Annotated in this window: 22 protein-coding genes; 13 read left to right on the top strand and 9 right to left on the bottom strand. The window is 60.4% G+C overall.

Annotated features, from left to right (window positions below; all coding sequences use genetic code 11):
- Nucleotides 1-2: 2 nt before the first annotated feature.
- The 4 genes from HU739_RS06760 to gloB all read right to left on the bottom strand — a co-directional run bounded on the left by HU739_RS06760 (nt 3) and on the right by gloB (nt 6,312).
- A complete protein-coding gene (locus HU739_RS06760; protein WP_186548038.1) occupies nt 3-1,844 on the bottom strand; it encodes an extracellular solute-binding protein in 1,842 nt (613 codons plus the stop codon).
- Nucleotides 1,841-3,673 (bottom strand): extracellular solute-binding protein, encoded by a 1,833-nt coding sequence (locus tag HU739_RS06755; RefSeq protein WP_186548035.1) that lies wholly within the window; start codon nt 3,671-3,673, stop codon nt 1,841-1,843. Before HU739_RS06755 ends, HU739_RS06760 begins: the two co-directional genes overlap by 4 nt.
- A gap of 308 nt (nt 3,674-3,981) precedes the next feature.
- Nucleotides 3,982-5,445, bottom strand: a complete 1,464-nt coding sequence (locus tag HU739_RS06750) for a transglycosylase SLT domain-containing protein (protein ID WP_186548033.1) — start codon at nt 5,443-5,445, stop codon at nt 3,982-3,984.
- A 99-nt stretch (nt 5,446-5,544) separates the two neighbouring features.
- Entirely contained in the window at nt 5,545-6,312 is a 768-nt protein-coding gene (gene gloB / locus HU739_RS06745; RefSeq protein ID WP_186548031.1) for a hydroxyacylglutathione hydrolase, read from the bottom strand.
- Between the two features lie 66 nt (nt 6,313-6,378).
- Here gloB and HU739_RS06740 point away from each other — a divergent pair, with 66 nt between their 5' ends.
- The 4 genes from HU739_RS06740 to HU739_RS06725 all read left to right on the top strand — a co-directional run bounded on the left by HU739_RS06740 (nt 6,379) and on the right by HU739_RS06725 (nt 9,655).
- A complete protein-coding gene (locus tag HU739_RS06740; RefSeq protein WP_186548029.1) occupies nt 6,379-7,137 on the top strand; it encodes a class I SAM-dependent methyltransferase in 759 nt (252 codons plus the stop codon).
- Nucleotides 7,138-7,227: 90 nt separating this feature from the next.
- Nucleotides 7,228-7,698 carry a ribonuclease HI gene (gene rnhA / locus HU739_RS06735; RefSeq protein ID WP_007910572.1) on the top strand — a complete coding sequence of 157 codons (471 nt, stop codon included), beginning with the start codon at nt 7,228-7,230 and terminating at the stop codon, nt 7,696-7,698.
- Between the two features lie 220 nt (nt 7,699-7,918).
- Entirely contained in the window at nt 7,919-8,677 is a 759-nt protein-coding gene (dnaQ, locus tag HU739_RS06730; RefSeq protein ID WP_186548027.1) for a DNA polymerase III subunit epsilon, read from the top strand.
- 363 nt (nt 8,678-9,040) lie between these two features.
- Nucleotides 9,041-9,655: a GNAT family N-acetyltransferase gene (locus tag HU739_RS06725; protein ID WP_186548025.1), complete on the top strand. Its 615-nt coding sequence runs from the start codon at nt 9,041-9,043 to the stop codon at nt 9,653-9,655.
- Here HU739_RS06725 and HU739_RS06720 read toward each other — a convergent pair.
- The gene (locus HU739_RS06720; RefSeq protein WP_186548022.1) at nt 9,621-10,514 is read right to left on the bottom strand and encodes a LysR family transcriptional regulator; all 894 of its coding nucleotides are present in this window, start codon (nt 10,512-10,514) and stop codon (nt 9,621-9,623) included. The two genes, HU739_RS06725 and HU739_RS06720, sit on opposite strands and share 35 nt — an antisense overlap.
- Nucleotides 10,515-10,599: 85 nt before the next feature.
- Nucleotides 10,600-10,836 (bottom strand): hypothetical protein, encoded by a 237-nt coding sequence (locus HU739_RS06715; protein WP_186548020.1) that lies wholly within the window; start codon nt 10,834-10,836, stop codon nt 10,600-10,602.
- Nucleotides 10,837-11,019: 183 nt separating this feature from the next.
- Here HU739_RS06715 and HU739_RS06710 point away from each other — a divergent pair, with 183 nt between their 5' ends.
- Nucleotides 11,020-11,577: an NADPH-dependent FMN reductase gene (locus tag HU739_RS06710; protein ID WP_186548018.1), complete on the top strand. Its 558-nt coding sequence runs from the start codon at nt 11,020-11,022 to the stop codon at nt 11,575-11,577.
- A gap of 184 nt (nt 11,578-11,761) precedes the next feature.
- Complete coding sequence (locus HU739_RS06705) at nt 11,762-13,045, top strand: arsenic transporter (protein WP_186548016.1); 1,284 nt, start codon at nt 11,762-11,764, stop codon at nt 13,043-13,045.
- Nucleotides 13,046-13,149: 104 nt separating this feature from the next.
- Here the strand turns inward: HU739_RS06705 and HU739_RS06700 are convergent, their stop codons facing one another.
- On the bottom strand, nt 13,150-14,100 hold the full coding sequence (locus HU739_RS06700; protein WP_186548014.1) for a DUF1853 family protein: 951 nt from the start codon (nt 14,098-14,100) through the stop codon (nt 13,150-13,152).
- Between the two features lie 115 nt (nt 14,101-14,215).
- Here HU739_RS06700 and HU739_RS06695 point away from each other — a divergent pair, with 115 nt between their 5' ends.
- From HU739_RS06695 to pepN, 6 genes are read left to right on the top strand one after another with little or no spacing between them, the layout of a single operon-like run.
- The gene (locus HU739_RS06695) at nt 14,216-15,106 is read left to right on the top strand and encodes an NAD(+) kinase (RefSeq protein ID WP_003224174.1); all 891 of its coding nucleotides are present in this window, start codon (nt 14,216-14,218) and stop codon (nt 15,104-15,106) included.
- Nucleotides 15,103-16,077: a metallophosphoesterase gene (locus HU739_RS06690; protein WP_407681955.1), complete on the top strand. Its 975-nt coding sequence runs from the start codon at nt 15,103-15,105 to the stop codon at nt 16,075-16,077. The genes HU739_RS06695 and HU739_RS06690 overlap by 4 nt, the downstream gene beginning before the upstream one ends.
- On the top strand, nt 16,074-16,943 hold the full coding sequence (locus HU739_RS06685) for a rhomboid family intramembrane serine protease (protein ID WP_186548010.1): 870 nt from the start codon (nt 16,074-16,076) through the stop codon (nt 16,941-16,943). Before HU739_RS06690 ends, HU739_RS06685 begins: the two co-directional genes overlap by 4 nt.
- Before the next feature lie 35 nt (nt 16,944-16,978).
- Nucleotides 16,979-17,239, top strand: a complete 261-nt coding sequence (locus HU739_RS06680) for a YeaC family protein (RefSeq protein WP_016774215.1) — start codon at nt 16,979-16,981, stop codon at nt 17,237-17,239.
- A complete protein-coding gene (locus HU739_RS06675; RefSeq protein ID WP_186548007.1) occupies nt 17,236-18,066 on the top strand; it encodes a DUF2797 domain-containing protein in 831 nt (276 codons plus the stop codon). Before HU739_RS06680 ends, HU739_RS06675 begins: the two co-directional genes overlap by 4 nt.
- A gap of 10 nt (nt 18,067-18,076) precedes the next feature.
- Nucleotides 18,077-20,734 (top strand): aminopeptidase N, encoded by a 2,658-nt coding sequence (gene pepN, locus HU739_RS06670; RefSeq protein ID WP_186548005.1) that lies wholly within the window; start codon nt 18,077-18,079, stop codon nt 20,732-20,734.
- A 278-nt stretch (nt 20,735-21,012) separates the two neighbouring features.
- Here the strand turns inward: pepN and katG are convergent, their stop codons facing one another.
- Nucleotides 21,013-23,286, bottom strand: coding sequence for a catalase/peroxidase HPI (katG, locus tag HU739_RS06665; protein WP_186548003.1), 2,274 nt, complete (start codon nt 23,284-23,286; stop codon nt 21,013-21,015).
- Between the two features lie 307 nt (nt 23,287-23,593).
- Here katG and HU739_RS06660 point away from each other — a divergent pair, with 307 nt between their 5' ends.
- Entirely contained in the window at nt 23,594-23,977 is a 384-nt protein-coding gene (locus HU739_RS06660) for a hypothetical protein (RefSeq protein ID WP_186548001.1), read from the top strand.
- 63 nt (nt 23,978-24,040) lie between these two features.
- Here HU739_RS06660 and HU739_RS06655 read toward each other — a convergent pair whose 3' ends face one another.
- Nucleotides 24,041-26,251: an LTA synthase family protein gene (locus HU739_RS06655; RefSeq protein ID WP_186547999.1), complete on the bottom strand. Its 2,211-nt coding sequence runs from the start codon at nt 26,249-26,251 to the stop codon at nt 24,041-24,043.
- Nucleotides 26,252-26,268: the final 17 nt, after the last annotated feature.

The following is a 26,268-nucleotide window of genomic DNA, read 5'->3' as shown; positions in this document are numbered from 1 at the left end:
GATTACTCCGTGCCCGCAGGGTCGGCTTGCAGTTGGGTTTCGACTTCTACGGCAGGCTTGGCGTCAGGCTTGACCCACCAGGTGTTGATGCCAATGTCGTATTTGGGCGAGGTTTTCGGGTGGCCGATGTGGTTCCAGTACGCCACGCGCCAACTCTTGATGTGCCAGTTCGGCACGACGTAATAGCCCCATTGCAGCACGCGGTCCAGCGCGCGGGCATGGGCTACGAGACTTTTGCGCGAGTCGGCGTTGATCAGGTCTTCCACCAGTTGATCGACGATCGGATCCTTCAGGCCCATGCTGTTGCGGCTGCTGGATTTGTCGGCGGCGGCGCTCATCCAGTATTCGCGCTGCTCGTTACCCGGCGAGTTGGACTGCGGAAAGCTGCCGACCATCATGTCGAAGTCTCGCGAGCGCACGCGGTTGATGTACTGCGAAACGTCAACGCGGCGGATCACCAAATCGATACCGAGGTCGCTGAGGTTGCGCTTGAACGGCAGCAGCACGCGTTCGAATTCGGTCTGGGCGAGGAGAAACTCAATGACCACCGGTTTGCCGGTGGCGTCGACCATTTTGTCGTCGACGATCTTCCAGCCGGCCTCTTGCAGCAGTTGGTAGGCCTCGCGTTGCTGGGCGCGGATCATGCCGCTGGCGTCGGTTTTCGGATTCTCAAAGGCTTCGCTGAACACCTGCGCCGGCAGTTTGCTGCGGAACGGCTCAAGTATCGCCCGTTGCTCGGCGTCGGGCAGGCCGGTGGCGGCCATTTCCGAATTCTCGAAATAACTGCGGGTGCGCACGTAGGCGCCATTGAACAGTTGCTTGTTGGTCCATTCGAAATCGAACAGCAGACCGAGCGCCTGGCGCACGCGCACATCCTGAAACACCGGGCGGCGCAGGTTGAAGACGAAACCCTGCATGCCGGTCGGGTTGCTGTTGGGGATCAGTTCCTTGATCAAGCGGCCCTCGGTAACGGCGGGAACGTTATAGGCGTTGGCCCAGTTTTTTGCAGCCATTTCCAGCCAGTAATCGAACTGCCCGGCCTTCAACGCTTCGAGGGCGACGGTATTGTCGCGGTAGTAGTCGGTGGTCATCGTGTCGAAGTTGTAGAAGCCACGGTTGACCGGAAGGTCCTTGCCCCAATAATCCTTGACCCGCTCGTACCGCACCGAACGTCCGGCCTTGACCTCGGTGACCTTGTACGGGCCGCTGCCCAGCGGGATTTCCAGATTGCCCTTGTTGAAGTCGCGACTGGCCCACCAGTGTTTCGGCAGGACCGGCAACTGACCGAGGATGAGCGGCAGTTCGCGGTTGTTGCTGTGCTTGAACTTGAACAGGACTTTGAGCGGGTCTTCGGCGACGGCTTCGGCGACATCGCTGTAATAGCCGCGAAACATCGGCGAACCTTCTTTGGTCAGCGTCTGGAAGCTGAACACCACGTCCTCGGCGCGCACCGGGTGGCCGTCATGGAAACGCGCTTCGGGGCGCAGATAGAAACGCACCCAACTGTTGTCCGGGGCTTTCTCGATCTTGCTGGCGATCAGGCCGTATTCGGTAAACGGTTCGTCGAGGCTGTGCCTGGTCAGGGTGTCGTAGATTTGCCCGATGTCATCGGCGGGCACGCCTTTGCTGATGAACGGATTGAGGCTGTCGAAGCCGCCGAACCCGGCCTGACGGAACACGCCGCCCTTGGGCGCATCGGGGTTCACGTAATCGAAATGCTTGAAATCGGCGGGGTATTTCGGTGGCTCGTTGTACAGGGTCACGGCGTGTTGCGGGGCGGCACAGGCCAGCCCGGCGAACAGCAAGCCGCTGGCCTGCACGAGCAGGGCGCGGATAGGGCTCATCGATCTTTCTCCGAAGACTTCAGCCACCACGCGCTCAGGCCCAGGGTATAGGGCGGCGTGGTGACAAAGGCCAACCGGTTACGGTAGGCCAGACGGTGATAATTGAGGTACCAGTTGGGAATGCTGTAATGCTGCCAGAGCAGCACACGGTCGAGCGCCTTGCCGGCGGCGACCTGCTCGTCGCGGGTGCGCGCGGCGAGCAACTGTTCGAGCAGGTGATCGACCACCGGATTGGCGATACCCGCGTAATTCTTGCTGCCCTTGACCCCGACCTGGCTGGAGTGAAAGTACTGCCATTGCTCCAGACCGGGGCTTAAGGTCTGGCCGAGGGTCATCGAGACCATGTCGAAATCGAATTGATCGAGGCGCTGTTTGTATTGCGCGCGATCGACGGTGCGCAGGCGCGCGTCGATGCCGATGCTGTTGAGGTTCTCGATGTACGGCTGGTAGAGGCGCTCCAGGTTCGGGTTGACCAGCAACAGCTCAAAGCGCAGTGGTTGGCCGTGCGCGTTTTGCAGGCGTTGACCGTTGAGCTTCCAGCCGGCTTCGGCGAGCAGTGCCAACGCCTTGCGCATGCTTTCGCGCGGGATGCCACGGCCGTCGGTCTGCGGCAGCGTAAACGGCTCGGTGAACAGCTTGGCCGGGAGCTGATCTTTGTACGGCTTGAGCATCAGCCATTCATGCCCGACCGGCAGGCCGCTGGCGCTGAATTCGCTGTTGGGGTAGTAACTGGTGCTGCGTTTATAGGCATCGCTGAACAACGCGCGGTTGGTCCACTCGAAATCGAACATCAGACCCAGCGCTTCGCGAGTCTTGACGTCGGCAAAGGTCGCGCGGCGAGTGTTCATGAACAGGCCCTGACTCTGGGTCGGGATCCGATGAGGAATCTGCGCCTTGATCACCTCGCCGCGGCGGATGGCCGGAAAGTTGTAACCATTGACCCAGTTCTTGGCCTGATGCTCGATGTAAATGTCGAACTCACCGGCCTTGAAGGCTTCGAAGGCCACGTCGCTGTCGCGGTAGAACTCGACGTCCATGCGATCGAAATTGTACTTGCCGCGATTGACCGGCAAGTCCTTGCCCCAGTAATCCTTGACCCGTTCGAAAATCAACTGGCGTCCCGGTGTGACCGAGGTGATGCGATACGGCCCGCTGCCCAGCGGCGGCTCGAAGGTGGTGGCCTTGAAGTCGCGATCCTTCCAGTAATGCTGAGGCAGCACCGGCAACTCGCCCAGGCGCAGGATCAATAGCGGATTACCCGAGCGCTTGAACACGAAACGAATGCGCTGCTGGTTGAGAATGTCGACCCGCAGCACTTCCTGCAGGGCGGTGCGGTACAGCGGATGGCCGTCCTTGAGCAGCAGGCGATAGGAAAATGCCACGTCGTAGGCGGTAATCGGCGTGCCGTCGTGAAAACGCGCCTCGGGACGCAGGTTGAACACCACCCAGCTGCGATCTTCGCTGTACTCCACCGATTGCGCGATCAAGCCATAGCTGGACGCCGGCTCATCGCCGGAGGGCGAATACTGCCCGGTGCCAACCATCAGCGGCTCGTTCAGCTCGTTGATGCCGTACTGGAGGAAATTCGCCGTGGTGACCGGGCTGGTGCCCTTGAACGTGTAGGGGTTGACCGTATCGAAGGTGCCGAACGCCATTACCCGCAAGGTGCCGCCCTTGGGCGCTTGCGGGTTGACCCAGTCGAAGTGGGTAAATCTGGCCGGGTACTTGAGCGTGCCGAATTGCGCATAACCGTGGCTCTCGGTAATCGTCGCGCTTGCGGGTGAGCTCAAGGCCAGGCTGATCAGCAGCAGGAGGAGGGGACGCTTCAAGTCAGATCTGATCCAGGCGGCTCGGGCTTTGTGGGCCGTACAGTAACAGCTTGTCTGGACAGGAAAAAGATGTGGGTTAATGCCGGGTTAATCGCTACACGACGTTGAGCCGATTTTGTTCCTGTGGTGAGAGGATTTATCTGTGGCGAGGGGATTTATCCCCGCTGGACTGCGCAGCAGTCCCTTTTTCAAGATGCAGAAACGGGCCGCTGCGCGCCCCAGCGGGGATAAATCCCCTCGCCACAGTGTTCCGCCTGGCACAAAGCAATCGGCAATAAAAAAGCCCCTGAATTCAGAGGCTCTCTCAATCAATGCGGCTGATAAACCGTGAGCATCTGCCCAGGCTTCAACGCCTTGCCCGCACCCGGGTTCCAGCGCTTGAGGTGTTGCATCTCGACGTTGAACCGCTTGGCCACCACGTACAGAGTGTCGCCGCGCTTGACCTTGTATTGGGTCTGCTGCTTGCTCTCGGCCTTGCCTTTGGTCTTGCTGTTGGCCGCGATCACGGTGTTGACCCGGCCGGACTTGCGCGCCGGCGCACGCTGGGTGTTGTCCTGCATGACCAGGGTCTGGCCGACCTTGAGGTTCTTGCCGGTCAGCTTGTTCCAGCGTTGCAGGTCTTTCACCTCAACCTTGTTGGCCTTGGCGATGGAACCCAGGTTATCGCCACGCTTGACCCGATAAGCGCGCTTGAGCTGGGCAACCTCGGACGGATCGGCACCTTCGAACACCGGCTTCAGCGAGCGCGGGCTGATCAGCTCGTCCGGACGCATGGTCTGCAGGCTGGCGGTGAGCAATTGCGCCTTCGACGTCGGCACCAGCAAATGCTGCGGGCCGTCGATGGTGGTGCGCTGCTTGAACGCCGGGTTGAGCTGGAACAGTTCGTCTTCGTCGATGTTGGCCACGGCAGCGACCTTGGACAGGTCCATGCGCTGATTGATTTCGACGACCTGGAAATACGGCTCGTTGGCGATCGGGTTTAGGTTCACGCCATAGGCTTCCGGCGCCAGCACCACTTGCGACAGCGCCAGCAGTTTCGGCACGTACGCCTGGGTTTCCGCCGGCAACGGCAGGTTCCAGTAGTCGGTCGGCAGGCCGAGCTTCTCGTTGCGCTCGATGGCGCGGCTGACAGTGCCTTCACCGGCGTTGTAGGCCGCCAGGGCCAGCAGCCAGTCGCCGTTGAACATATCGTGCAGGCGGGTCAGGTAATCCATTGCCGCGGTGGTCGAGGCGGTGATATCGCGACGGCCATCGTAGAAACGCGTCTGGCGCAGGTTGAAGTAACGCCCGGTGGACGGAATGAACTGCCACAGGCCCACCGCATTGGCCCGGGAATAGGCCATCGGGTTGTAGGCGCTCTCGATCACTGGCAGCAAGGCCAGCTCCAGCGGCATGTTGCGCTCTTCGAGGCGTTCGACGATGTAATGAATATAGAGACTGCCGCGTTCGCCGGCATTCTCGAGGAAAGAGGGGTTACTGGCGAACCACAGGCGCTGCTGCTCGATGCGCGGGTTCACGCCAAGGCCTTCCTGCAACTGGAAGCCCTGGCGCATGCGTTCCCAGATGTCCTGGGGAATCTGTGGGCTGGGCTTTTCAGTCAGCCAGATGGGCTTCTGCTTGGCTCGCGCAGCAATGTTCGGCGTATGCGTCGCTTCAGTCTGCGGAGCATGGCTGGAACAGCCCGCCAGCGTGGCGGACACAGCCACCGCGATGGCTTGCGCCAGGCGGGTCAATGCATCTGATTGGGCGGACTTACGTATGGATGACGACATTGGCTGGAAGTAAGTTCCGGGCAAAAATGTCGGGCGATTCTAGAAAGCGCACCCCCTGCGGTCAACCATTGAGAATTTTCGCGGTAGCCGGTGCGCTCCTCAGAACGTGTCTTTCCATGCTCGCAATGCCGCAAATACCTCACTCGGCGCCCGGTTTTGAGCGCCTTCCCGTTCGTCCACTTTTTGTGTAACCAATGTTTCAGAAGTGCGTAAAAACGGATTGGTGAGCTTTTCCAGGGCCAGGGTCGAGGGCAGGGTCATGACGCCGTTCTGCCGTTGCTGGCTGACTTTTTCCAGACGGGCGGCAATGTGCCGATTGCCCGGTTCCACCGCCGCAGCAAACTTCAGGTTGCTCAAGGTGTATTCATGGGTGCAGTAAACCAGCGTATCTTCAGGCAAGGCGGCGAGGCGGTCGAGCGAGTGGTGCATTTGCGCAGGCGTGCCCTCGAACAACCGACCGCAACCGGCGGCGAACAGGGTGTCACCGCAGAACAGCAGGCCGTGGTGGTAATAGGCAATGTGTCCCAGGGTGTGACCGGGTACCGCGTACACGGCGAAGTCCCAGCCGAGCACATTGACCGTATCGTTGTCGTTGAGCGCCACGTCGCGCCCGGGTATGCGCTCGCTGGCCGGCCCGTAGACGGTCGCGCCGCTGGCCGCTTTCAGACGTTCGACGCCGCCGACGTGATCATGATGATGGTGGGTGATCAGGATATCGCTCAACGCCCAGCCCGGATGGGCCTCGAGCCATGCCTGCACCGGGGCGGCATCGCCCGGATCGACCACTGCGCAGCGCTGGGTCTGATGATCCTGTAACAACCAGATGTAGTTATCGGTGAACGCGGGCAGGGCACTGATCTGTATCATCGTCGGAATTCGCCAAGCGGAAAACATTGGCGCATCTTAGAGGTTCCTGGCGCGTTGGAGAATGACATGACCGATAAAGCGTTCGCTCAGGCCGATCCCGACTGGCTGGCATTGATCAGCGCCGCCCGTGAATGGCTGGCGGGTCCGCTCGGGCAGTTTCTGCTGGATGAAGAGCGGCGCATGCTCGACGACGAGCTGGGCAGGTTCTTTGGCGGCTATCTGGTGCATTACGGCCCGTCCGCCGAAACCCCGCCGGCCGCGCCGCAGGTGCAGCGCAACGTACGCCTGGGTGCGCCGTTGCCGGGGGTCGAGATTGTCTGCGAGGAGCAGGCCTGGCCGTTGAGCGAACACGCCGCCGACGTGGTGGTGATGCAGCATGGTCTGGATTTCTGCCTGTCGCCCCACGGTTTGTTGCGTGAAGCGGCGAGCAGCGTACGGCCCGGCGGGCATTTGCTGATCATCGGCATCAATCCGTGGAGCACCTGGGGGCTGCGTCATGTCTTCGCCCACGACGCCCTGCGCAAGGCGCGCTGCATCTCGCCGTCACGGGTTGCCGACTGGCTGAATCTGCTGGGCTTCGCGCTGGAGAAACGCCGCTTCGGATGCTATCGTCCGCCGCTTGCGTCGCCCAAGTGGCAGAACCGTCTGGCCGGCTGGGAACGCAAGGCCGGTGGCTGGCAGTTGTCGGGCGGCGGTTTCTATTTATTGGTCGCGCGCAAGATTGTGGTCGGACTCAGGCCATTGCGCCAGGAGCGCCGCGAGCCGATGGGCAAGCTGATTCCGCTGCCAATGGCCAAGGTCAATCGTCGCCACATCGAACCGTAAACCCTCTTTTATTTGTGGCCGGGCCTGTCCCGGCCTCGGTCATTGTCGATCCGTGATTGGCAAGACAGGCATTTTTCTGGAAAGGCTGGCATGAGCGAAAGCGTTGAAAGCGTCGACACCGTAGAACTGTTCACCGACGGCGCCTGCAAGGGCAACCCTGGCCCCGGCGGCTGGGGCGCTTTGCTGGTGTGCAAGGGCGTCGAGAAGGAGTTGTGGGGCGGCGAAGCCAACACCACCAACAACCGCATGGAACTGCTCGGCGCCATCCGTGGCCTCGAAGCCTTGAAGCGGCCGTGCGAAGTGCTGCTGGTGACCGACTCGCAATACGTGATGAAGGGCATCAACGAGTGGATGGCGAACTGGAAAAAGCGCGGCTGGAAAACCGCCGCAAAAGAGCCAGTGAAGAACGCCGATTTGTGGAAAGAGCTGGACGAGCAGGTCAACCGCCACAAAGTCACCTGGAAGTGGGTGCGCGGGCACATTGGCCATCACGGCAATGAGCGGGCCGACCAGTTGGCCAACCGTGGCGTGGATGAGGTTCGTGGCTACAAGCAGAGCTGATTCCCTCTGCGATACCGAGGCGCGCCCTTCGCGAGCAGGCTCGCTCCCACAGGGAAATGCATTCCAGATCCGATTCTGCTTCTTCCTTGAATTGGAATTCATTCCAATGTGGGAGCGAGCCTGCTCGCGAAGGGCGCGCCTCGGTCTGACTGAAACACCCCGCCGAGCGTGTTAACATCCGCGTTTTTGCCCGATAGACCCGTTGAGAGCTGAGCACCTGATGGCCACCAGATCCGTTGTACTCGATACCGAAACCACCGGCATGCCGGTGACCGATGGTCACCGGATCATTGAAATCGGTTGCGTCGAACTGATCGGTCGGCGCCTGACGGGCCGGCATTTTCACGTTTACCTGCAACCGGATCGCGAGAGTGACGAAGGCGCCATCGGCGTTCACGGCATCACCAACGAGTTTCTCGTCGGCAAGCCGCGTTTTGCTGAGGTCGCGGATGAATTCTTCGAGTTCATCAAAGGCGCGCAGCTGATCATCCATAACGCGGCGTTCGACGTTGGCTTCATCAACAACGAATTCGCCTTGATGGGCCAGCACGACCGCGCTGACATCACCCAGCATTGCACCATCCTCGATACCTTGATGATGGCCCGGGAACGCCACCCGGGGCAGCGCAACAGCCTTGATGCGTTGTGCAAACGCTATGGCGTCGATAACTCCGGTCGGGAACTGCACGGCGCCTTGCTCGACTCGGAGATTCTTGCCGACGTCTACCTGACCATGACCGGCGGCCAGACCAGCCTGTCACTGGCCGGCAACGCCTCCGACGGCAATGGCACGGGTGAGGGCGCAGATAACTCGGCCACTGAAATCCGCCGCTTGCCGGCCGATCGCCAGCCCGCGCGAATCATTCGTGCCACCGAGGAAGAACTGGCCGCGCACCTGGCGCGGCTGGAGATCATCGCCAAGTCTGCCGGCGGGCCGGCGCTGTGGACGCAGATTGCCGAGGCTGACGCTCAGGCGTAAGACGGTGCTGTGGCAAGGAAGCTTGCTCCCGCTCGGCTGCGAAGCAGTCGCAAACACGCTGAATCCGGTTCGTCTGAAAGTAAGCGAAGGGCTGCTCCGCATCCCTGCGGGAGCAAGCTCCCTCACCACGAAAACTGAGCGGTACTTGCCAGCGCGCCGCGGTTTCCATCGATGAAGCCAACTGGCCACCCTCGCCACATCCGCTGCAACCCACTACCCTGAGTGCACGGGTCGGGTGCAAACCTGCCGCTTCAGGACACTGAGCTTCATGTACAGAGATTTGAAATTTACGCTGGCGATCATCCATCGCGACATCAAGGTCGACACTGTCGGCTGCGTCAAGGAATGAGGACTTTTCCCAGTATGCAACCGGTCATGAATCCGAAATACCCTGGGCTGTCGGTGCGTGTCGCCGACGAAGGCTTTGCGCCGTATATCTGGGGCAGTGACTTCAGTTTCGAGGTCGCGGCGTATGGCGCGGCGCAGATCGGCAAGCCGGTCGAGCAGTGGCCGGTGACGCCCATCGTGCCGTACCGCAAATGCTACGGGATCGACCCGGAGGAATTCAGCGCCTTTCACAACGCGCCCGACAGTGCGATTTTCATGGCCTGGCTGGACGATGAGCCGGTCGGGCACCTGGTGATCAGCACCAACTGGAACGGCTTTGCGCACATCGACGAACTGGCGGTTCACGCCCCGGCGCGGCGTCACGGCGTGGCCAAGGCGTTGCTGGATGTCGCGCAGTTCTGGAGCCGCAAGAAGAAGCTCCCAGGCATCATGCTCGAAACCCAGAACAACAACCTCGGCGCCTGTCGGTTGTACGAGCGGTGCGGTTACGTGATGGGTGGCATCGACCAGTTGCGCTATCGCGGCATCGATCCGCACACCGCCGAAGTGGCCTTGTTCTGGTATCGCCTGTTCGACAATCCGCTGGAAAACCCGCTCAGCCCGACAGCATCGCCTCGGCTTGTTCCGTGACGATGCCCAGCAGCGTCTGAATCGCTGCCGACGGCACGGCGTGCTTGAAGGTCAGGGCGTATAGGCTGATCGGCACGGCGGGCGACAACGGGCAGACGTCCAGCCCGCCGGCGCGCGCGCCTAACGCGGTGAACGGGTCGACGATGGCCAGCCCTTCGCCAGCCTCGACCATGCTGCGCATCATTTGGTGGGTTTGCACACGGATCTGGACGCTGGGTGCCGGGCGCAAGGCCTGGAGCTTGTGTTCCAGCGCCGGGCTCAACGGATCCTGACCTTCGAGGCCGACCATGGACTGTCCGGCCAGATCCTGCACAGAGACATATTTCTGCTTCGGCTGCAGCCAGCCGTGCGGCGCGAGCAATTGCAGCTTGCCCTGCGCCAGGGGTTGGCAGTCGATATCGGGATGCTCGGGGTCGTGCAGGCTCAGGCCCAGATCGCTTTCGCGCAACAACAGGCTGCGAACGATGTCGCGGGTCGGCGCGCTGAGCAGGCTGCAAGGTGCGTCGGGCAGACGTCGGCGCAGGGCGGCGAGGCATTGTGGCAAGAGTTGTTGGGTCAGCGGCGGGGTGCCGATGATGCGCAAGGGCGGGGCGAGGTATTGTTTCAGGCTGTTGGCCAGACGCTGCACCGGTTCCAGCGCTTCATAAATGTGCGCGATTTCCACCTGCAAGGCCCGCGCTTCCGGGGTCGATTGCAGGCGCCCGCGAACGCTGGCGAACAGCATGAACCCCAACTGGCTCTCGGCTTCGCGCAAGCGCTCTTCGATTTCGGTCACTGGCAATTGCAGCCATTCGGCGGCGGTGCCCAGATGACCGGTCTGCAAGAGCGCATGAATCACTTCGATATGGCGTAAACGCATGCGTGAAGTCCATGTTCAGCAGGTGGGGTCAGAGGCTGAATCCTACCCCAAGTCTGCGCATATGACTTCTGCTCATAACGGCCAGTTATGAAGCGACGGTGTGCTCGGGTTCGCGAATCAGGGTCGTGCCTGACTGAACGAGCAAAAACTCGGTTTCACTGACTTTACTGACCCGATCGCCAATAGCCAGTTTGTACGTTACGACGGGCTCCGAGCCGGTGAATCCGTCTGCAGACGGAATCGATTCCTGAAATTCATGCACGGAATAAACGCGGCCTTCCGCATCTCTTGCATGAAACTGACCGACGAGTACTGCTGCCATCTGCTTAGAACCTCTGGAGATAAAACGCTTGATTTGCGGCTTGGTAGACCGCCGTCAAGCTTGGTAAGTTTTCCTACAAGAAAAAAATATTTCACGCGCAGGAAAATCCAATGACTGCTGGTGGAATCGTCACCGGATCATCTATAACTACCGGCTCCTCCCACGGACCTTCGAGAGTCTTCCATGAGCAATGTCTACAACGTCGCTGTAGTGGTCGGTAGCCTGCGCAAAGCATCGATCAATCGCAAAGTCGCCCTGGCCCTGGCGGAACTGGCCCCGGCCAATCTCAAACTGGAGATTGTCGAAATCGGTGATCTGCCGCTGTACAACGAAGACATCGACGGCGATTCCCCGCCCGCAGCCTACAGCACTTTCCGTCAGAAAGTGGCGTCATCCGACGCGGTGCTCTTTGTTACCCCCGAGTACAACCGCTCGATCCCGGCGCCGTTGAAGAACGCCATCGACGTCGGTTCCCGCCCATATGGCAAGAGCGCCTGGAGCGGCAAGCCCGGCGCGGTGATCAGCGTCTCGCCAGGCGCCATCGGCGGTTTCGGCGCCAACCAGCACCTGCGCCAGACGTTCGTCTTTCTCGATATTCACTGCCTGCAACAGCCGGAAGCCTATCTGGGCGGGGCCGGCACTGCGTTTGACGAGGCGGGCCAACTGAGCGAATCGGTCAAGCCGTTTCTGCAGAAATTCATCGACGCGTACGGCCAGTTCGTAGAACAACACAAAAAATAGCCTCACCAAGACATCAGTTACACAAAGAACCTGTGGGAGCGAGCTTGCTCGCGAAGGCGTCGTCAGCCGTTGCAAAATTGCTGAGTGAACCACCGCTTTCGCGAGCAAGCTCGCTCCCACAGGGGCCTTTATTCCACCTTGGCATTTGTCATTGTTCTAAATCATCTTTTTAAGGCTTCTGCGAATGCTCGCTGCGTCACTGATTTTCCTGCTGACCATTACCCTTGTGATCTGGCAGCCCAAAGGCCTCGGCGTTGGCTGGAGTGCGACTTTGGGCGCTGTGCTGGCATTGATCTTTGGCGTCGTCCACCTGACGGATATCCCGCTGGTCTGGCAAATCATCTGGAATGCCACCGGCACGTTCGTGGCGCTGATCATCATCAGCCTGCTGCTCGACGAGGCCGGTTTTTTCGCGTGGGCGGCGCTGCATGTAGCACGGTGGGGGCGGGGCAGCGGGCGCAAGCTGTTTGCCTTCATGGTGCTGCTGGGTGCACTGGTGTCGGCATTGTTCGCCAATGACGGCGCGGCGCTGATCCTCACGCCCATCGTGATTTCGATGCTGCTGGCGCTGCGCTTTTCCCCGGCGGCGACACTGGCCTTTGTCATGGGCGCCGGGTTTATTGCCGATACCGCGAGCCTGCCGTTGGTGGTGTCGAACCTGGTCAACATCGTTTCGGCGGACTTCTTTCACATTGGTTTCAATCGCTATGCCGCGGTGATGGTGCCGGTGAACTTCGTCAGCGTGGCGGCGACGTTGGGCATGTTGTTGTGGTTTTTTCGCCGCGATATTCCAGCGGCCTACGACCCTGAGCAACTGGAAAACCCGCACACCGCGATTCACGACAAGGCGACGTTCTATGCCGGTTGGGCGGTGCTGGCGATCCTGCTGATCGGCTGCTTCGCCCTCGAACCGCTGGGCATTCCGATCAGCGCCATTTCTGCGGTGTGCGCCGCGCTGCTGCTGGGCATCGCCGCACGGGGTCACAAGATCTCCACGCGCAAAGTGATGAAAGAAGCGCCCTGGCAGATCGTGATTTTCTCGTTGGGCATGTATCTGGTGGTCTACGGCCTGCGCAATGCCGGGCTCACCGGTTATCTCGCCGGATGGCTGGATGTCTTCGCCAGCCACGGCGTGTGGGGCGCGGCCATGGGCACCGGCGTGCTGACGGCGCTGCTGTCGTCGATCATGAACAATTTGCCGACGGTGCTGATCGGCTTGCTGTCGATCGATGCCAGCCAGGCCAGCGGGGTGACCAAGGAAGCGATGATTTACGCCAACGTGATCGGCAGCGATCTGGGGCCGAAGATTACGCCGATTGGCAGTCTGGCAACGTTGTTGTGGCTGCATGTGCTGGAACGCAAGGGCATTCATATTGGCTGGGGTTATTACTTCAAGGTCGGGATCGTGTTGACGGTGCCGGTGTTGTTGGTGACCTTGGCGGCGTTGGCGCTGCGGCTCTCGCTTTAGACCGAGGTGACTCCATCGCGAGCAGGCTCACTCCTACAATTGAAATACGATCCCCTGTAGGAGTGAGCCTGCTCGCGATGGCAGTGGTCCAGGCACTACAAATCTCAGGCTTGACCAGGCACATTCGGCCAAAGATCCGACACCAGAAACAACCGCTCTGCCTCTTCCCAGTCGCCCTGCGCATTTTCGCTCAGGCGCACCAGCAATTGCGCCGGAGCCAGCGGCGACAAATCCGCCAGCCACAGACGCAACTGTTCCGCTGTCCAGACCTGATCCGCCGGATAATGCGCCGGCGCCAGCCAGGCATGACGCGGCAGCGGTTGCCAGCGCCCGGCCGGACGCTGCGCGACAAACGCCGGCCAATCCTTCTGATGCAACCAGTTGCCACGCAGATGCTGCGGGTGCGCACCGTGCGGGGGCGCAGACTGTCCCGGCCATGGATACAGCAGATAACCGCCGAGCCACAAATGCGCGCTGAACGTCTCGATATCCAGTGTCGCCAGCACCTCGCGGCTTTCCGGACGCGCCGAAATCGGCAGTTGGTGCGCGGCCAGATGCGCCAGTTTGCGATCCAGCCGGTCATGGCAGCCCGGCCCCAGCCATTGCGCCGGATCACGGCCGTCGCCGTTTTGCGGGCCGAGGTAGAGCTTGATCGCCAGTTCCAGATGATGCACGCCGTCGCGGTCACGCAGCAGCATGTCCAGCTCGCCGAGGGTGTGGCCGGCGCGCCGAATCGGCAGGTTGGCGGCGATCAGCTCGATGCCGGGCGCATGCCCCACGGCAAACTGCCACAAGCGTTCGTAATACAGGCCCAAGCGCCTTGTCCGGGCCTGCGACAACCAGTGCAGCAAGCCGTAACTGTCACGGTCGAGTTGGCGCAGCCAGTGTTCCAGGCGTGGCGGGTCCTGCACCCAGTCACTGCCGGCCAGCGGGTGGCGCTGCGGCCAGGGCGTAGCGGCGAGCATCGGCGGGGCGAGGATCACCCACGCCAGGTCGCGCACCTCCGGATGGCGCAGTTGATGAGGGAGCTGAAGCAAATCGGGAAACAGGATCATCTTGCGAGCATAGCCTTAAACCTGAGCACACCCTTGAGGCTGAAAGGATTTTGTCTATCTGGCGCTTTCGCCCATAATCGTGCTTTTCGCGTTTTCGATTGTCCGCAGAGGTCCCATGGAGCAATTTCGTAATATCGGCATCATCGGTCGCCTGGGCAGTTCCCAGGTGCTGGATACCGTCCGCCGACTGAAACGGTTTCTGCTCGACCGGCATCTGCACGTGATTCTCGAAGACACCATCGCTGAAGTCCTGCCGGGCCATGGCCTGCAAACGTCGTCACGCAAGATGCTCGGCGAGGTCTGCGACATGGTCATCGTTGTCGGCGGTGACGGCAGCCTGCTTGGCGCCGCCCGCGCCCTGGCCAAGCATAATATTCCGGTGCTGGGGATCAACCGTGGCAGCCTCGGTTTTCTCACCGACATTCGCCCGGACGAGCTGGAAGTCGAAGTCGCCAAGGTGCTCGACGGTCATTATCTGGTGGAAAACCGCTTTCTGTTGCAAGCCGAAGTCCGTCGCCACGCCGAGGCCATCGGCCAGGGCGATGCGCTGAACGATGTCGTGCTGCATCCCGGCAAATCGACGCGGATGATCGAATTCGAGCTGTACATCGACGGTCAGTTCGTCTGCAGCCAGAAGGCCGACGGCCTGATCGTCGCCACGCCAACCGGCTCCACCGCTTACGCGCTGTCGGCGGGTGGCCCGATCATGCACCCCAAGCTCGACGCCATTGTGATTGTGCCGATGTACCCCCATATGTTGTCGAGCAGGCCGATTGTGGTCGATGGCAACAGTGAGCTGAAAATCGTCGTGTCGAAAAACATGCAGATTTACCCGCAAGTCTCCTGCGACGGGCAGAACCATTTCACCTGTGCGCCGGGCGACACCATCACCGTCAGCAAAAAAGCGCAGAAGCTGCGCCTGATTCATCCGCTCGATCACAATTACTACGAGGTGTGCCGGACCAAGCTCGGCTGGGGCAGCAAGTTGGGGGGCGGAGGCGACTGATGCTCGATCCCGCGCGCAGTTACGACCTGATCGGTGATGTGCACGGATGCGCCCTGACCCTGGAACACTTGCTTGACCGTCTCGGTTATCACAAGCAGGGCGGGGTCTGGCGGCATCCATCGCGCATGGCCGTGTTCGTTGGCGACATCATCGACCGTGGCCCGCGAATCCGCGAGGCGCTGCACATCGTTCATGACATGGTCCAGGCCGGTCAGGCCTTGTGCATCATGGGCAACCACGAATTCAACGCCCTGGGCTGGAGCACCCCGGCGCCACCGGGCAGTGGCAAGCAATTCGTCCGTGAACACACGCCGCGCCATGCCCGCCTGCTACACGAAACGCTGAGTCAATTCGAAAACCATCCGGGTGACTGGCATGACTTCCAACAATGGTTCTATGAGCTGCCATTGTTCATCGATGCCGGACGTTTCCGGGTCGTGCATGCGTGCTGGGATGCCGGTCTGATCGAACCATTGCGGGCGTTGTTTCCCGACGGCTGCGTCGATGAGCATTTCCTGCAGGCCTCGGCGGTTCCCGGCAGCTTTGCCTGCACCGTGTTCGACCGTCTGCTGCGCGGCACCGACATGCGCCTGCCGGGCGGCCTGACCATGACCAGTGGCGACGGTCTGGTGCGCGCGTTCTTCCGCACCAAGTTCTGGGAGGACGACCCGAAAACCTACGGCGACATCGTCTTTCAGCCTGATGCCCTGCCGGAACCGGTGGCACAGACGCCGCTGTCCTCAACGGAAAAGAATGCCCTGCTGCGTTATGGCGTCGACGAGCCATTGCTGTTCGTCGGCCACTACTGGCGCAGCGGTCAACCGGCGCCGATCCGTCCGAACCTCGCCTGCCTGGATTACAGCGCGGTGCTCTACGGCAAACTGGTCGCTTATCGTCTGGATCAGGAAACTCGCCTCGATCCAGATAAATTTGTCTGGGTCGATGTCGAGCGGCCGGAGGTGCTGCAATGAGTGCGGTAGCGGTATTGCGCCTGCCCCTGGCGGTGGACCTGAGCGGCTTCGTCAAACTCCTGCAGCGTATGCAGGTCCCGCATCGGGTCAGCGAGGAGGCGGGCGAGCAGGTGCTGTGGGCGCCGGCTGAAATCAGCGAAGACGTGCGTTCGCTGTACGAACGCTTCCCGGCCGGCGATCCCGATCAGCAACTGGACATTCCGCTGGGCCAGACCTTCAAGCGTCCGGGCTTCGCCGAACAACTGAAACACGCCCGGGCCACCGGTTTCATTCTGCTATTGAGCCTGATTGTCGGCGGTCTGACCTTTCTTGGCGAGAACCTCGAAACGCTGCGCTGGTTGACCTTCCTCGACTTTCGCGTGATCGGTGAGTACATCCAGTTCACCCCATTGGCTGACAGTCTGGCGGCGGGGCAGTGGTGGCGGCTGATCACGCCGATGCTGATCCATTTCGGCATCCTCCATCTGGCCATGAACGGCATGTGGTACTGGGAACTGGGGCGGCGTATCGAGTCGCGCCAGGGCAGCATCAACCTGATCGGCCTGACGTTGCTGTTCAGCCTGGTGTCCAACTATGCGCAGTTCGTCTGGAGCGGCCCGACCCTGTTTGGCGGTCTGTCCGGCGTGCTCTACGGCTTGCTCGGGCATTGCTGGATTTTCCAGCTGCTGGCGCCGAACCCGGCCTATCGCCTGCCGCGCGGCGTGCTGGTGATGATGCTGGTGTGGCTGCTGGTGTGCATGTCCGGGCTGATCTCGCTGATCGGTTTCGGCCAGATTGCCAACGCCGCACACCTGAGCGGGTTACTCATCGGATGCTTCACCGGTTTGTTGGGCGGTTTGTATAACCGCCGTAAACTGGCCGTCTAAATTTTTTGTTTCAGTAAAGAGCACGGAGACCCCTGATGTCCTCTTTCAACGACATGATCAACAACATCACCCCGGACATCTACGAAAGCCTGAAACTGGCCGTGGAAATCGGCAAATGGTCCGACGGCAACAAACTCACCGCCGAGCAGCGCGAGCTGTCGTTGCAGGCGATGATCGCCTGGGAAATCCAGAACCTGCCTGAAGATCAGCGCACCGGTTACATGGGCCCGCAGGAATGTGCGTCGAAGTCGATCGAAGTGCCGAACATTCTGTTCAAGTCGGATGCCATCCATTGATCGAGATTGGCCGCGGTGCAATCAGCAAAATGTCGGCGCGCCTGGATGGGCCGAACGTGCAGTACGCGTTTCGTCTGGACGACGTCGAGGTGCCGGTCAATCCGTTGATCGGCAGCACGCTGCGTCTGGAGTATCTGGGGGCAATCCATTGCACCCATTGCGGGCGCAAGACCAAAACCAGCTTCAGTCAGGGCTATTGCTACCCGTGCATGACCAAACTGGCGCAGTGCGACCTGTGCATCATGAGCCCGGAGCGCTGCCACTTTGACGCTGGCACCTGTCGCGATCCGGCGTGGGGCGAGCAGTTCTGCATGACCGATCACGTGGTCTATCTGGCCAACTCGTCGGGGATCAAGGTTGGCATCACCCGTGCAACGCAGTTGCCGACGCGCTGGCTCGATCAAGGGGCGAGTCAGGCCTTGCCGATCATGCGCGTGTCGACACGGCAGCAATCGGGTTTTGTAGAAGACCTGTTCCGCAGTCAGGTGGCGGACAAGACCAACTGGCGCGCCTTGCTCAAGGGCGATGCAGCGGCGGTGGATCTGGCGCAGGTGCGCGATCAGTTGTTCGAAAGCTGCGCCGAAGGCCTGCAAGGTTTGCAGGAGCGATTCGGCCTTCAGGCGATTCAGACGATTGCCGATGTCGAACCGCTGGAAATCCGCTATCCCGTCGAGCAATACCCGGCGAAAATCGTCAGCTTCAACCTGGACAAGAACCCGATTGCCGAAGGCACGCTGCTGGGGATCAAGGGCCAGTACCTGATCTTTGACACCGGCGTGATCAACATTCGTAAATACACGGCTTACCAGCTCGCCGTGCATCAATAAGGACTCCAGCATGCGCACCGACCAACCGAAGATGATTTACCTCAAGGACTATCAGGCGCCCGAGTACCTGATCGACGAAACGCACCTGACCTTCGAGTTGTTCGAGGACCACAGCCTGGTCCACGCGCAACTGGTGATGCGCCGCAACCCCGAGCGCGGTGCGGGCCTGCCGCCGCTGGTGCTCGACGGCCAGCAACTGGAGCTGCTCTCGGTAACGCTCGCAGACCAGGAGCTGAGCGCCGCTGACTACCAGGTGTCCGACAGCCACCTGACTTTGCAGCCGACCAGCGAAACCTTCACGCTTGACACCAGCGTGCGCATCCACCCGGAAACCAATACTGCGCTGGAAGGCCTGTACAAGTCCGGCACGATGTTCTGCACCCAATGCGAGGCCGAAGGTTTCCGCAAGATCACCTATTACCTCGACCGTCCGGACGTGATGAGCAAGTTCACCACCACGGTGGTCGCCGAACAGCACAGCTACCCGGTGCTGCTTTCCAACGGCAACCCGATCGCTTCCGGCCCCGGTGAAGACGGCCGGCACTGGGCGACCTGGGAAGACCCGTTCAAGAAACCGGCGTACCTGTTCGCGCTGGTTGCCGGTGATTTGTGGTGTGTCGAAGATACCTTCACCACCATGAGTCAGCGCAACGTCGCGCTGCGTATTTACGTCGAGCCGGAAAACATCGACAAGTGCCAGCACGCGATGAACAGCCTGAAGAAATCCATGCGCTGGGACGAAGAGGTTTATGGCCGCGAGTACGATCTGGACATTTTCATGATCGTGGCCGTGAACGATTTCAACATGGGCGCAATGGAGAACAAGGGCCTCAATATCTTTAACTCCAGCGCCGTGCTGGCTCGCGCCGAAACCGCCACCGACGCCGCGCACCAGCGGGTCGAAGCGATCGTCGCTCACGAATACTTCCACAACTGGTCGGGCAATCGCGTGACCTGCCGCGACTGGTTCCAGCTGTCGCTCAAGGAAGGCTTCACGGTGTTCCGCGACGCCGGTTTCTCCTCGGACATGAACTCGGCCACGGTCAAGCGCATTCAAGACGTGGCGTACCTGCGCACCCACCAGTTCGCCGAAGATGCCGGCCCCATGGCCCACGCCGTGCGCCCGGACAGCTTCATCGAGATTTCCAACTTCTACACCCTGACCGTGTACGAAAAAGGCTCGGAAGTGGTTGGCATGATCCACACCTTGCTCGGCGCCGAAGGCTTCCGCAAAGGCAGCGATCTGTACTTTGAACGCCACGACGGTCAGGCCGTGACCTGCGATGACTTCGTCAAGGCCATGGAAGATGCCAACGGTGTCGACCTGACCCAGTTCAAGCGCTGGTACAGCCAGGCCGGTACGCCACGTCTGGCGGTGAGCGAGTCCTATGACGCCGCTGCCAAGACTTATAGCCTGACCTTCCGCCAGAGCTGCCCGGCAACCCCGGACAAAGTCGAGAAGCTGCCGTTTGTGATTCCGGTGGAGCTCGGTCTGCTGGACAGCCAGGGCAACGAGATGGCCCTGCGTCTGAGCGGTGAAGCCGCCGCCCAAGGCACCAGTCGGGTTATCTCCGTGACCGAAGCTAACCAGACTTTCACCTTCGTCGACATCAACGAGCAACCGCTGCCATCGCTGCTGCGCGGGTTCTCGGCGCCGGTGAAACTGAGCTTCCCGTACAACCGCGATCAGTTGATGTTCCTCATGCAGCACGACAGCGATGGCTTCAATCGCTGGGATGCCGGCCAGCAACTGGCGGTGCAGGTGCTACAAGAGCTGATCGGCCAACAGCAGAAGGGCGAGACCCTGACGCTTGACCCGCGTCTGGTCTCGGCACTGCGCACGGTGCTGTCCGACGAGTCGCTGGATCAGGCGATGGTCGCGGAAATGCTCTCGCTGCCGGGTGAGGCGTATCTCACCGAAATCAGCGAAGTGGCCGACGTCGAGGCGATCCATATCGCTCGCGAATTTGCGCGCAAGCAATTGGCTGAAGGTCTGTTCGAGGCGTTGTGGCTGCGTTATCAGGCCAACCGCGACCTGTCGAAGAAAACCCCATACGTCGCCGAGGCCGAGCACTTCGCCCGACGTGCGTTGCAGAACATCACCCTGTCGTACCTGATGCTCAGCGGCAAGCCGGAAGTCCTTGCGGCTGCGCTGGAACAGTTCGAAAACGCCGACAACATGACCGAGCGCCTGACTGCGCTGGCGGTGCTGGTCAACTCGCCGTTCGAAGAACAGAAAGCTTTGGCGCTGGCGAGTTTCGCCGAGCACTTCAAGGACAACCCGCTGGTCATGGACCAATGGTTCAGCGTGCAGGCCGGCAGCACCTTGCCGGGCGGTCTGGAGCGGGTGAAGGCGTTGATGCAGCACCCGGCGTTCAACATCAAGAACCCGAACAAGGTGCGTGCACTGATCGGCGCGTTTGCCGGGCAGAACCTGATCAACTTCCATGCGGCGGACGGCTCTGGCTATCGCTTCCTGGCGGATCTGGTCATCGAGCTGAACGGCTTCAACCCGCAGATCGCCTCGCGCCAACTGGCCCCGCTGACCCGCTGGCGCAAATACGACAGCGCCCGTCAGGCATTGATGAAAGCCGAGCTGGAGCGGATTCTGGCATCGGGTCAGCTGTCGAGTGACGTCTATGAAGTAGTGAGCAAAAGCCTGGCGTAACGCCTAGGCCAATATGTGGGCTGGTGGTATTCAGATTCGCGACAGCCCACAAATCCTATGGTGGGAGCGGTGTACTCGGAATCGCGACAACACGCAAAACCTATTGTGGGAGCAAGCCCACTCCCACAGTTTTTAGCGGTGTACTCAGAATCGTGTTAACACACCGATCCAATGTGGGAGTGAGCTTGCTCGCGATGGCGTTGTATCAGTCATATTTCAGTGTCTGACACACCGCGATCGCGAGCAGGCTCACTCCTACAGAGGTTGCGTTTCGTCAGTTATCTCAGGTCAAACCGATCCAGATTCATCACCTTCGTCCATGCCTTGACGAAATCGTTGACGAACTGCTGCTTGGCATCCGCACTGGCGTACACCTCGGCCAATGCACGCAACTGTGCATTGGAGCCGAACACCAGATCCACTCGCGTCGCCGTCCATTTCGCGGCACCGGTCTTGCGATCACGCCCTTCGAACTGATCGGCTTCCGGTGACGTCGGCGTCCACTCCACGCCCATGTCCAGCAAGTTGCTGAAAAAGTCCTGGGTCAGCGCTTCGGTTTTATCAGTGAACACACCATGGCGACTCTGCCCGACATTGGTGTTCAACACCCGCAAGCCACCCAGCAGCACCGTCATTTCCGGCGCGGTGAGCGTCAGCAGTTGTGCTTTGTCGATCAGTAAAGCCTCGGCCGAAACGCTGTATTTGCCCTTGCTGTAGTTACGGAAGCCATCGGCAATCGGCTCAAGAAACCCAAACGATTCGACATCGGTTTGCTCTTGCGAGGCGTCGGCGCGGCCCGGTGAAAACGGCACCGAAATCGAATGTCCGGCGTTTCTCGCGGCTTGTTCGACCCCGGCATTGCCCGCCAGCACGATCAGGTCTGCCAGGGAAATCTGCTTGCCGCCGATTGCCGTGCCGTTGAAGTCTTTCTGAATGCCTTCAAGCGTCGTCAGTACCTTGTCCAGTTGCTCCGGCTGGTTGGCCTGCCAGAACTTCTGCGGCGCCAGACGCAAGCGTCCACCATTCGCGCCGCCGCGTTTGTCCGAACCACGAAAGGTCGAAGCGGCCGCCCAGGCGGTCGACACCAGTTGTGATACCGACAGTCCTGACGCCAGCACGCTGTTTTTCAGGGCAGTGGCATCACTGTCATCGATCAGCGCGTGCGTTACCTGGGGAATCGGGTCTTGCCAGAGCAATTCCTCTTGCGGCAACTCCGGACCGAGGTAGCGCGACAGCGGGCCCATGTCGCGGTGGATCAGTTTGTACCATGCGCGAGCGAAGGCGTCGGCCAACTGTTCTGGATGGGCCAGAAATCGCCGGGAAATCTGTTCGTAAGCGGGATCGAAACGCAGCGCCAGGTCAGACGTGAGCATGGTCGGCGACAGGCGTTTGTTCGGGTCGTGAGCATGGGGCACGGTGCCTGCGCCGGCGCCGTTTTTCGGTCGCCACTGGTGCGCGCCGGCCGGGCTCTTGGTCAGTTCCCATTCGAAGCCGAACAGGTTTTCCAGATAGTTGTTGCTCCATTGGGTGGGGGTTGTCGTCCAGGTGACTTCCAGGCCACTGGTGATCGTGTCCGCGCCTTTACCGCTGCCAAAGGCGTTTTTCCAGCCCAGGCCTTGCTGTTCCAGACCGGCCGCTTCCGGCTCGGGACCGACGTTGTCGGCAGGCCCAGCGCCGTGGGTCTTGCCAAAGGCGTGGCCGCCAGCAATCAGCGCCACGGTTTCTTCGTCATTCATGGCCATGCGGCCGAAGGTCTCGCGAATGTCTTTGGCCGAGGCCACCGGATCCGGATTGCCTTCAGGGCCTTCCGGGTTCACATAAATCAGGCCCATCTGCACCGCGGCAAGGGGATTTTCCAGGTTGCGTTCGCCCTGATCGGTGCGGCTTTCTTCCTTGCCATGTAAATCCGGCTCAGCTACCAGCGTGCCATCGCCGGGTTCTTGCACCGGGCCATTGCTCTTGCCGTAACGGTTATCGCCGCCCAGCCACTCGGTTTCCGAACCCCAGTAGACGTCTTCGTCCGGCTCCCAGACATCGGCGCGGCCGCCGGAGAAACCGAAGGTCTTGAAGCCCATGGATTCCAGCGCAACGTTGCCGGTCAGCACAATCAGGTCGGCCCAGGAAATATTGCGCCCGTATTTCTGTTTGACCGGCCACAGCAGACGCCTGGCCTTGTCGAGGCTGACGTTGTCCGGCCAGCTGTTGAGCGGGGCAAACCGTTGCTGACCGGAACCGGCACCACCGCGTCCATCGGCGGTGCGATAAGTCCCGGCGCTGTGCCAGGCCATGCGCACGAACAGCGGGCCGTAATGGCCGAAGTCCGCTGGCCACCAGTCCTGGGAGTCGGTCATTAGCGCTTTGATGTCTTGTTTCAGGGCCTGGAAGTCGAGGCTTTTGAACGCTTTGGCGTAGTCGAATTCCGGGCCTAGCGGATCTGACTTGGGCGAATGCTGACTGAGGATCTTGAGGTTGAGTTGGTTCGGCCACCAGTCACGGTTCGTTGTACCTCCACCGGCAGCGTGGTTGAACGGGCATTTCGATTCGTTTGCCATTTTCGTGTCCCTATCAGGTCTGCGGCCGGCTCGTGCCGACTTCGGACTGGTAAGGCTAGACGCGAGTTGGGGAGTCGGCTAATAGCGCGACTATTGCATAGTGATAGACGCAGACTTTTAGAGATGACGGGACAGCGAGTTAAAGATGGGGAATTATTTCAAATACGTCTAAAAAACTGTCATTCCTGACAGTTGAGCGTGTGCTGAGAAGCACTTAGTTTAGTCACCACTGCGGCAACTTTGGCCGTGGCTTTCTTCAAATCAATGCAGCTGAACGCTGGCGCTAATATCCTTCAGGAGTAACAAAATGTCACGACCAGACAGTTCAATCGGAACTTTTGACGCAGAGGTTGATGGCGTCCCATTTCTTCGTAGTATTTATCGCAGACTCCATAACGCCGGTGAGAATTATCTGCTGACTGCGGAGGACGGAGAAGGAAATGCAGTGAATTTCAGTGTTCCTGCGAAGCTGGTAGAAGGTATAAAACACATAATCTACCCCTATACAGGCGCGCTTGAGTGGCACGTCCAATTCAAAAACGAACCCGGAAGTCATCTGGTTAAATCCGGCTCTGCAGGCATTACCTTTGATTACGACTACAGACGTGCAGTAGGGGAGATCAGTTTCAATCTCAAAGATGAGAGGAAAGTGACCGGGACCTTTAATCTGCAAAATCCCGGTCCAGCGTAACAGTACGTTCGGGCTCCCAGTTGTTTAACAACCGGGAAGCGCTTTGCTGAATGGGGGGTAGCGTCAACTTGACTGTGCAGTGTCGTCTTCAGGCACTTCGTCAAGTATATCCTCCTGCCCCGGCAGTTCAGTAATTACACTGAAGTCCGTCACCTCGACCGCGCCATTGCCATAGCCCAACAAATGAAACGAGAAGGCCTTGCGCGGCTGCGGGTTTTCAAAGCTGAAGTCCATCTCCAGCGGCTGATCCGCCGTGGCGATCATTTCCGCCGGCAGGCCCAGTTGCACGTCCTGTTCGAACTCCTTGGCCTTGAGCTGGATATACGCCGCCTGCTGCGGGTCGACCGAGCGCACGGTCAGACGTACGTGGGTGTGTGAGCCTTTGGGCATTTCCAGGTATTGCGCGCCGATCAGGTTGTCGGCCCAGTCATCCTTGATCTGCGCTTGCAGCGGGATAACGTTGTTGCTGCCGAACTGGTAGCGATGGTTAAGCGACGTGCGCAGCAAGGACAAATCCAGCGCGTTTGCGCGCGCGGCAATCTGCCTGGCCAGGTGACCGCTATAGATGCCTTTGTAGGTGGCGCTGTCGGCGATGAACCCGGCGCTTTCGTAATAGCGGCAGCGGCGCGGCAGGTCGCATTCGGAGAAGATCCCCTGGCCGTTGTGGTAACGCAGCTTGCCGTTGGTGAACGACATGATTTCGCGCCCGGACTCGTAGTCACGGAACAGCGAACGGCCGCTCAGCGCACTCGGCACCGGTAGGTCGAAGTAGTCGAGAATCGAGGTGCTCAGGTCGACATGGCCATAAACGCCGACGTTCAGGCGCGGCAGTTGCGCCTGTTCCGGTGCCAGGGTCAGGTTGAAGCCCCACGAAGAGGCCAGCCGGACCCCATCGATGCCGTGGGATTCGTCTGAGGTAACCACCACCAGAGTGTCCTTGAGAATGCCTTGACGCTCCAGTCCCAACAGAAACTGGTCCAGCGCGTCGTCGAGATAACCGACAGCGGCCTGCTTCGGCGTTTCATAGCGCTCGAGATAATCCTCCGGCGCGGAGTAGGGCTGGTGGGTGCCCACGGTCAGCAGCGTCAGCATCCAAGGCTGCTTGTGCTTTTTCAGTTGCCCGACGTAATCCAGCGCGCCCTCGAAAAAGGCCTTGTCGTCCTTGCCCCACGGGAATTCCAGATAATTGCTGTTGCTGAACCATTCCAGGCCATGGGTCGCATCGAAACCAATGTGCGGCATGATCTTGTCTTTGGCCATGAAGCGCAGGCCGGCGCCCTGCAAGTAGTGCGTACTGAAACCGTGTTCGCGCAGTTGCGCCGGCAGGCAGGCCTGATTGCGCTCGGTCAGGGTGAGCATTTCAACGCCCTTGGGCGTGCCGTTGTTGAGCTTGTCGTAATCACCGCAGAGCATGGCGTACAGGCCGCGAATGGTCTGATGGGTGTGCAGCACGTAATCCGGGGTATTCATGCCGCGCTCGGCCCAGCGGCTGAGGTTGGGCATCAGGTCTTCCTGATAATGACTGCCGATGGCCTCGCGGTTGGCGCGAATGTAGGCGCCGGGAATGCCTTCCAGGGCGATGATCAGCACGTTGCGCGCCTGACCCGGCGCGGCCAGCAGTTTCTGTCCGTTGAGATCGACATCGGTGAGGCCGGCCATGGCCGGCGCCGGTTCTTCGACGTCGCCGTCCAGCCATTCCTCGGCCTGAATCTGCCAATCGGCGACTTCGCTGGCAAGCAACTGATGCGGCAGGTTGTACAGGCGCCAGGCATCGCCGTCGTCAGGCCACAGGTTTTGTGCGCCCCAATGGGCGGCGAACAAGACGATTGGCGCAGCCCAGACAGAACGCGGCAAACCCGGACGAGCCAGGCCGCGCCCGACAAATTGAGTCAGCAGCCAGAAAACCAGTGCCACCAACAAAGCGATGGCCAGGGCAGGGTGCGCAAGTCCGCCGCCCGTGGAGTTTTCAACGAACTGCGGGTCGATCAGATAATGAACATCGGAAGGCGTCGGCAGCCGGCCGACTGCGCTGACCAGTTCCGCCGTGGCGATCGCCAGCAGCGCCCAGAACAACAGCACCGGCAAGGCCAGCCACCACGCACAACGATGCAGCGCTACTACCAGCAGACTGCCAACGGCCAGATCTGACAAATAGCCCAGCGGCGTCGACCAGCCCAGCGCCGTGCGCAGGCAAACCGGTACGATCAGCACCAGGACGATGAGGGAAAGAAGGCGGACATTCGGCCGCCGCAGCCGGTTAAAAAGAGCGCTCACAAAAAAGCCTGCATGTC

This window comes from Pseudomonas hamedanensis, assembly GCF_014268595.2.
GTDB lineage: Bacteria > Pseudomonadota > Gammaproteobacteria > Pseudomonadales > Pseudomonadaceae > Aquipseudomonas > Aquipseudomonas hamedanensis.
Note: the sequence above shows the minus strand (reverse complement) of the source record. Positions and strands in the feature narration are given on the sequence as shown.

What these genes read in the sequence shown, in the direction of transcription:
- HU739_RS06700 (WP_186548014.1), bottom strand. Translation starts at nt 14,100, where the DNA reads ATGATCCTGTTTCCCGATTTGCTTCAGCTCCCTCATCAACTGCGCCAT.
- HU739_RS06740 (WP_186548029.1), top strand. Translation starts at nt 6,379, where the DNA reads ATGACCGATAAAGCGTTCGCTCAGGCCGATCCCGACTGGCTGGCATTG.
- HU739_RS06695 (WP_003224174.1), top strand. Translation starts at nt 14,216, where the DNA reads ATGGAGCAATTTCGTAATATCGGCATCATCGGTCGCCTGGGCAGTTCC.
- HU739_RS06750 (WP_186548033.1), bottom strand. Translation starts at nt 5,445, where the DNA reads ATGTCGTCATCCATACGTAAGTCCGCCCAATCAGATGCATTGACCCGC.
- HU739_RS06705 (WP_186548016.1), top strand. Translation starts at nt 11,762, where the DNA reads ATGCTCGCTGCGTCACTGATTTTCCTGCTGACCATTACCCTTGTGATC.
- katG (WP_186548003.1), bottom strand. Translation starts at nt 23,286, where the DNA reads ATGGCAAACGAATCGAAATGCCCGTTCAACCACGCTGCCGGTGGAGGT.
- HU739_RS06760 (WP_186548038.1), bottom strand. Translation starts at nt 1,844, where the DNA reads ATGAGCCCTATCCGCGCCCTGCTCGTGCAGGCCAGCGGCTTGCTGTTC.
- gloB (WP_186548031.1), bottom strand. Translation starts at nt 6,312, where the DNA reads ATGATACAGATCAGTGCCCTGCCCGCGTTCACCGATAACTACATCTGG.
- dnaQ (WP_186548027.1), top strand. Translation starts at nt 7,919, where the DNA reads ATGGCCACCAGATCCGTTGTACTCGATACCGAAACCACCGGCATGCCG.
- HU739_RS06660 (WP_186548001.1), top strand. Translation starts at nt 23,594, where the DNA reads ATGTCACGACCAGACAGTTCAATCGGAACTTTTGACGCAGAGGTTGAT.
- HU739_RS06680 (WP_016774215.1), top strand. Translation starts at nt 16,979, where the DNA reads ATGTCCTCTTTCAACGACATGATCAACAACATCACCCCGGACATCTAC.
- rnhA (WP_007910572.1), top strand. Translation starts at nt 7,228, where the DNA reads ATGAGCGAAAGCGTTGAAAGCGTCGACACCGTAGAACTGTTCACCGAC.
- HU739_RS06725 (WP_186548025.1), top strand. Translation starts at nt 9,041, where the DNA reads ATGCAACCGGTCATGAATCCGAAATACCCTGGGCTGTCGGTGCGTGTC.
- pepN (WP_186548005.1), top strand. Translation starts at nt 18,077, where the DNA reads ATGCGCACCGACCAACCGAAGATGATTTACCTCAAGGACTATCAGGCG.
- HU739_RS06710 (WP_186548018.1), top strand. Translation starts at nt 11,020, where the DNA reads ATGAGCAATGTCTACAACGTCGCTGTAGTGGTCGGTAGCCTGCGCAAA.
- HU739_RS06715 (WP_186548020.1), bottom strand. Translation starts at nt 10,836, where the DNA reads ATGGCAGCAGTACTCGTCGGTCAGTTTCATGCAAGAGATGCGGAAGGC.
- HU739_RS06685 (WP_186548010.1), top strand. Translation starts at nt 16,074, where the DNA reads ATGAGTGCGGTAGCGGTATTGCGCCTGCCCCTGGCGGTGGACCTGAGC.
- HU739_RS06720 (WP_186548022.1), bottom strand. Translation starts at nt 10,514, where the DNA reads ATGCGTTTACGCCATATCGAAGTGATTCATGCGCTCTTGCAGACCGGT.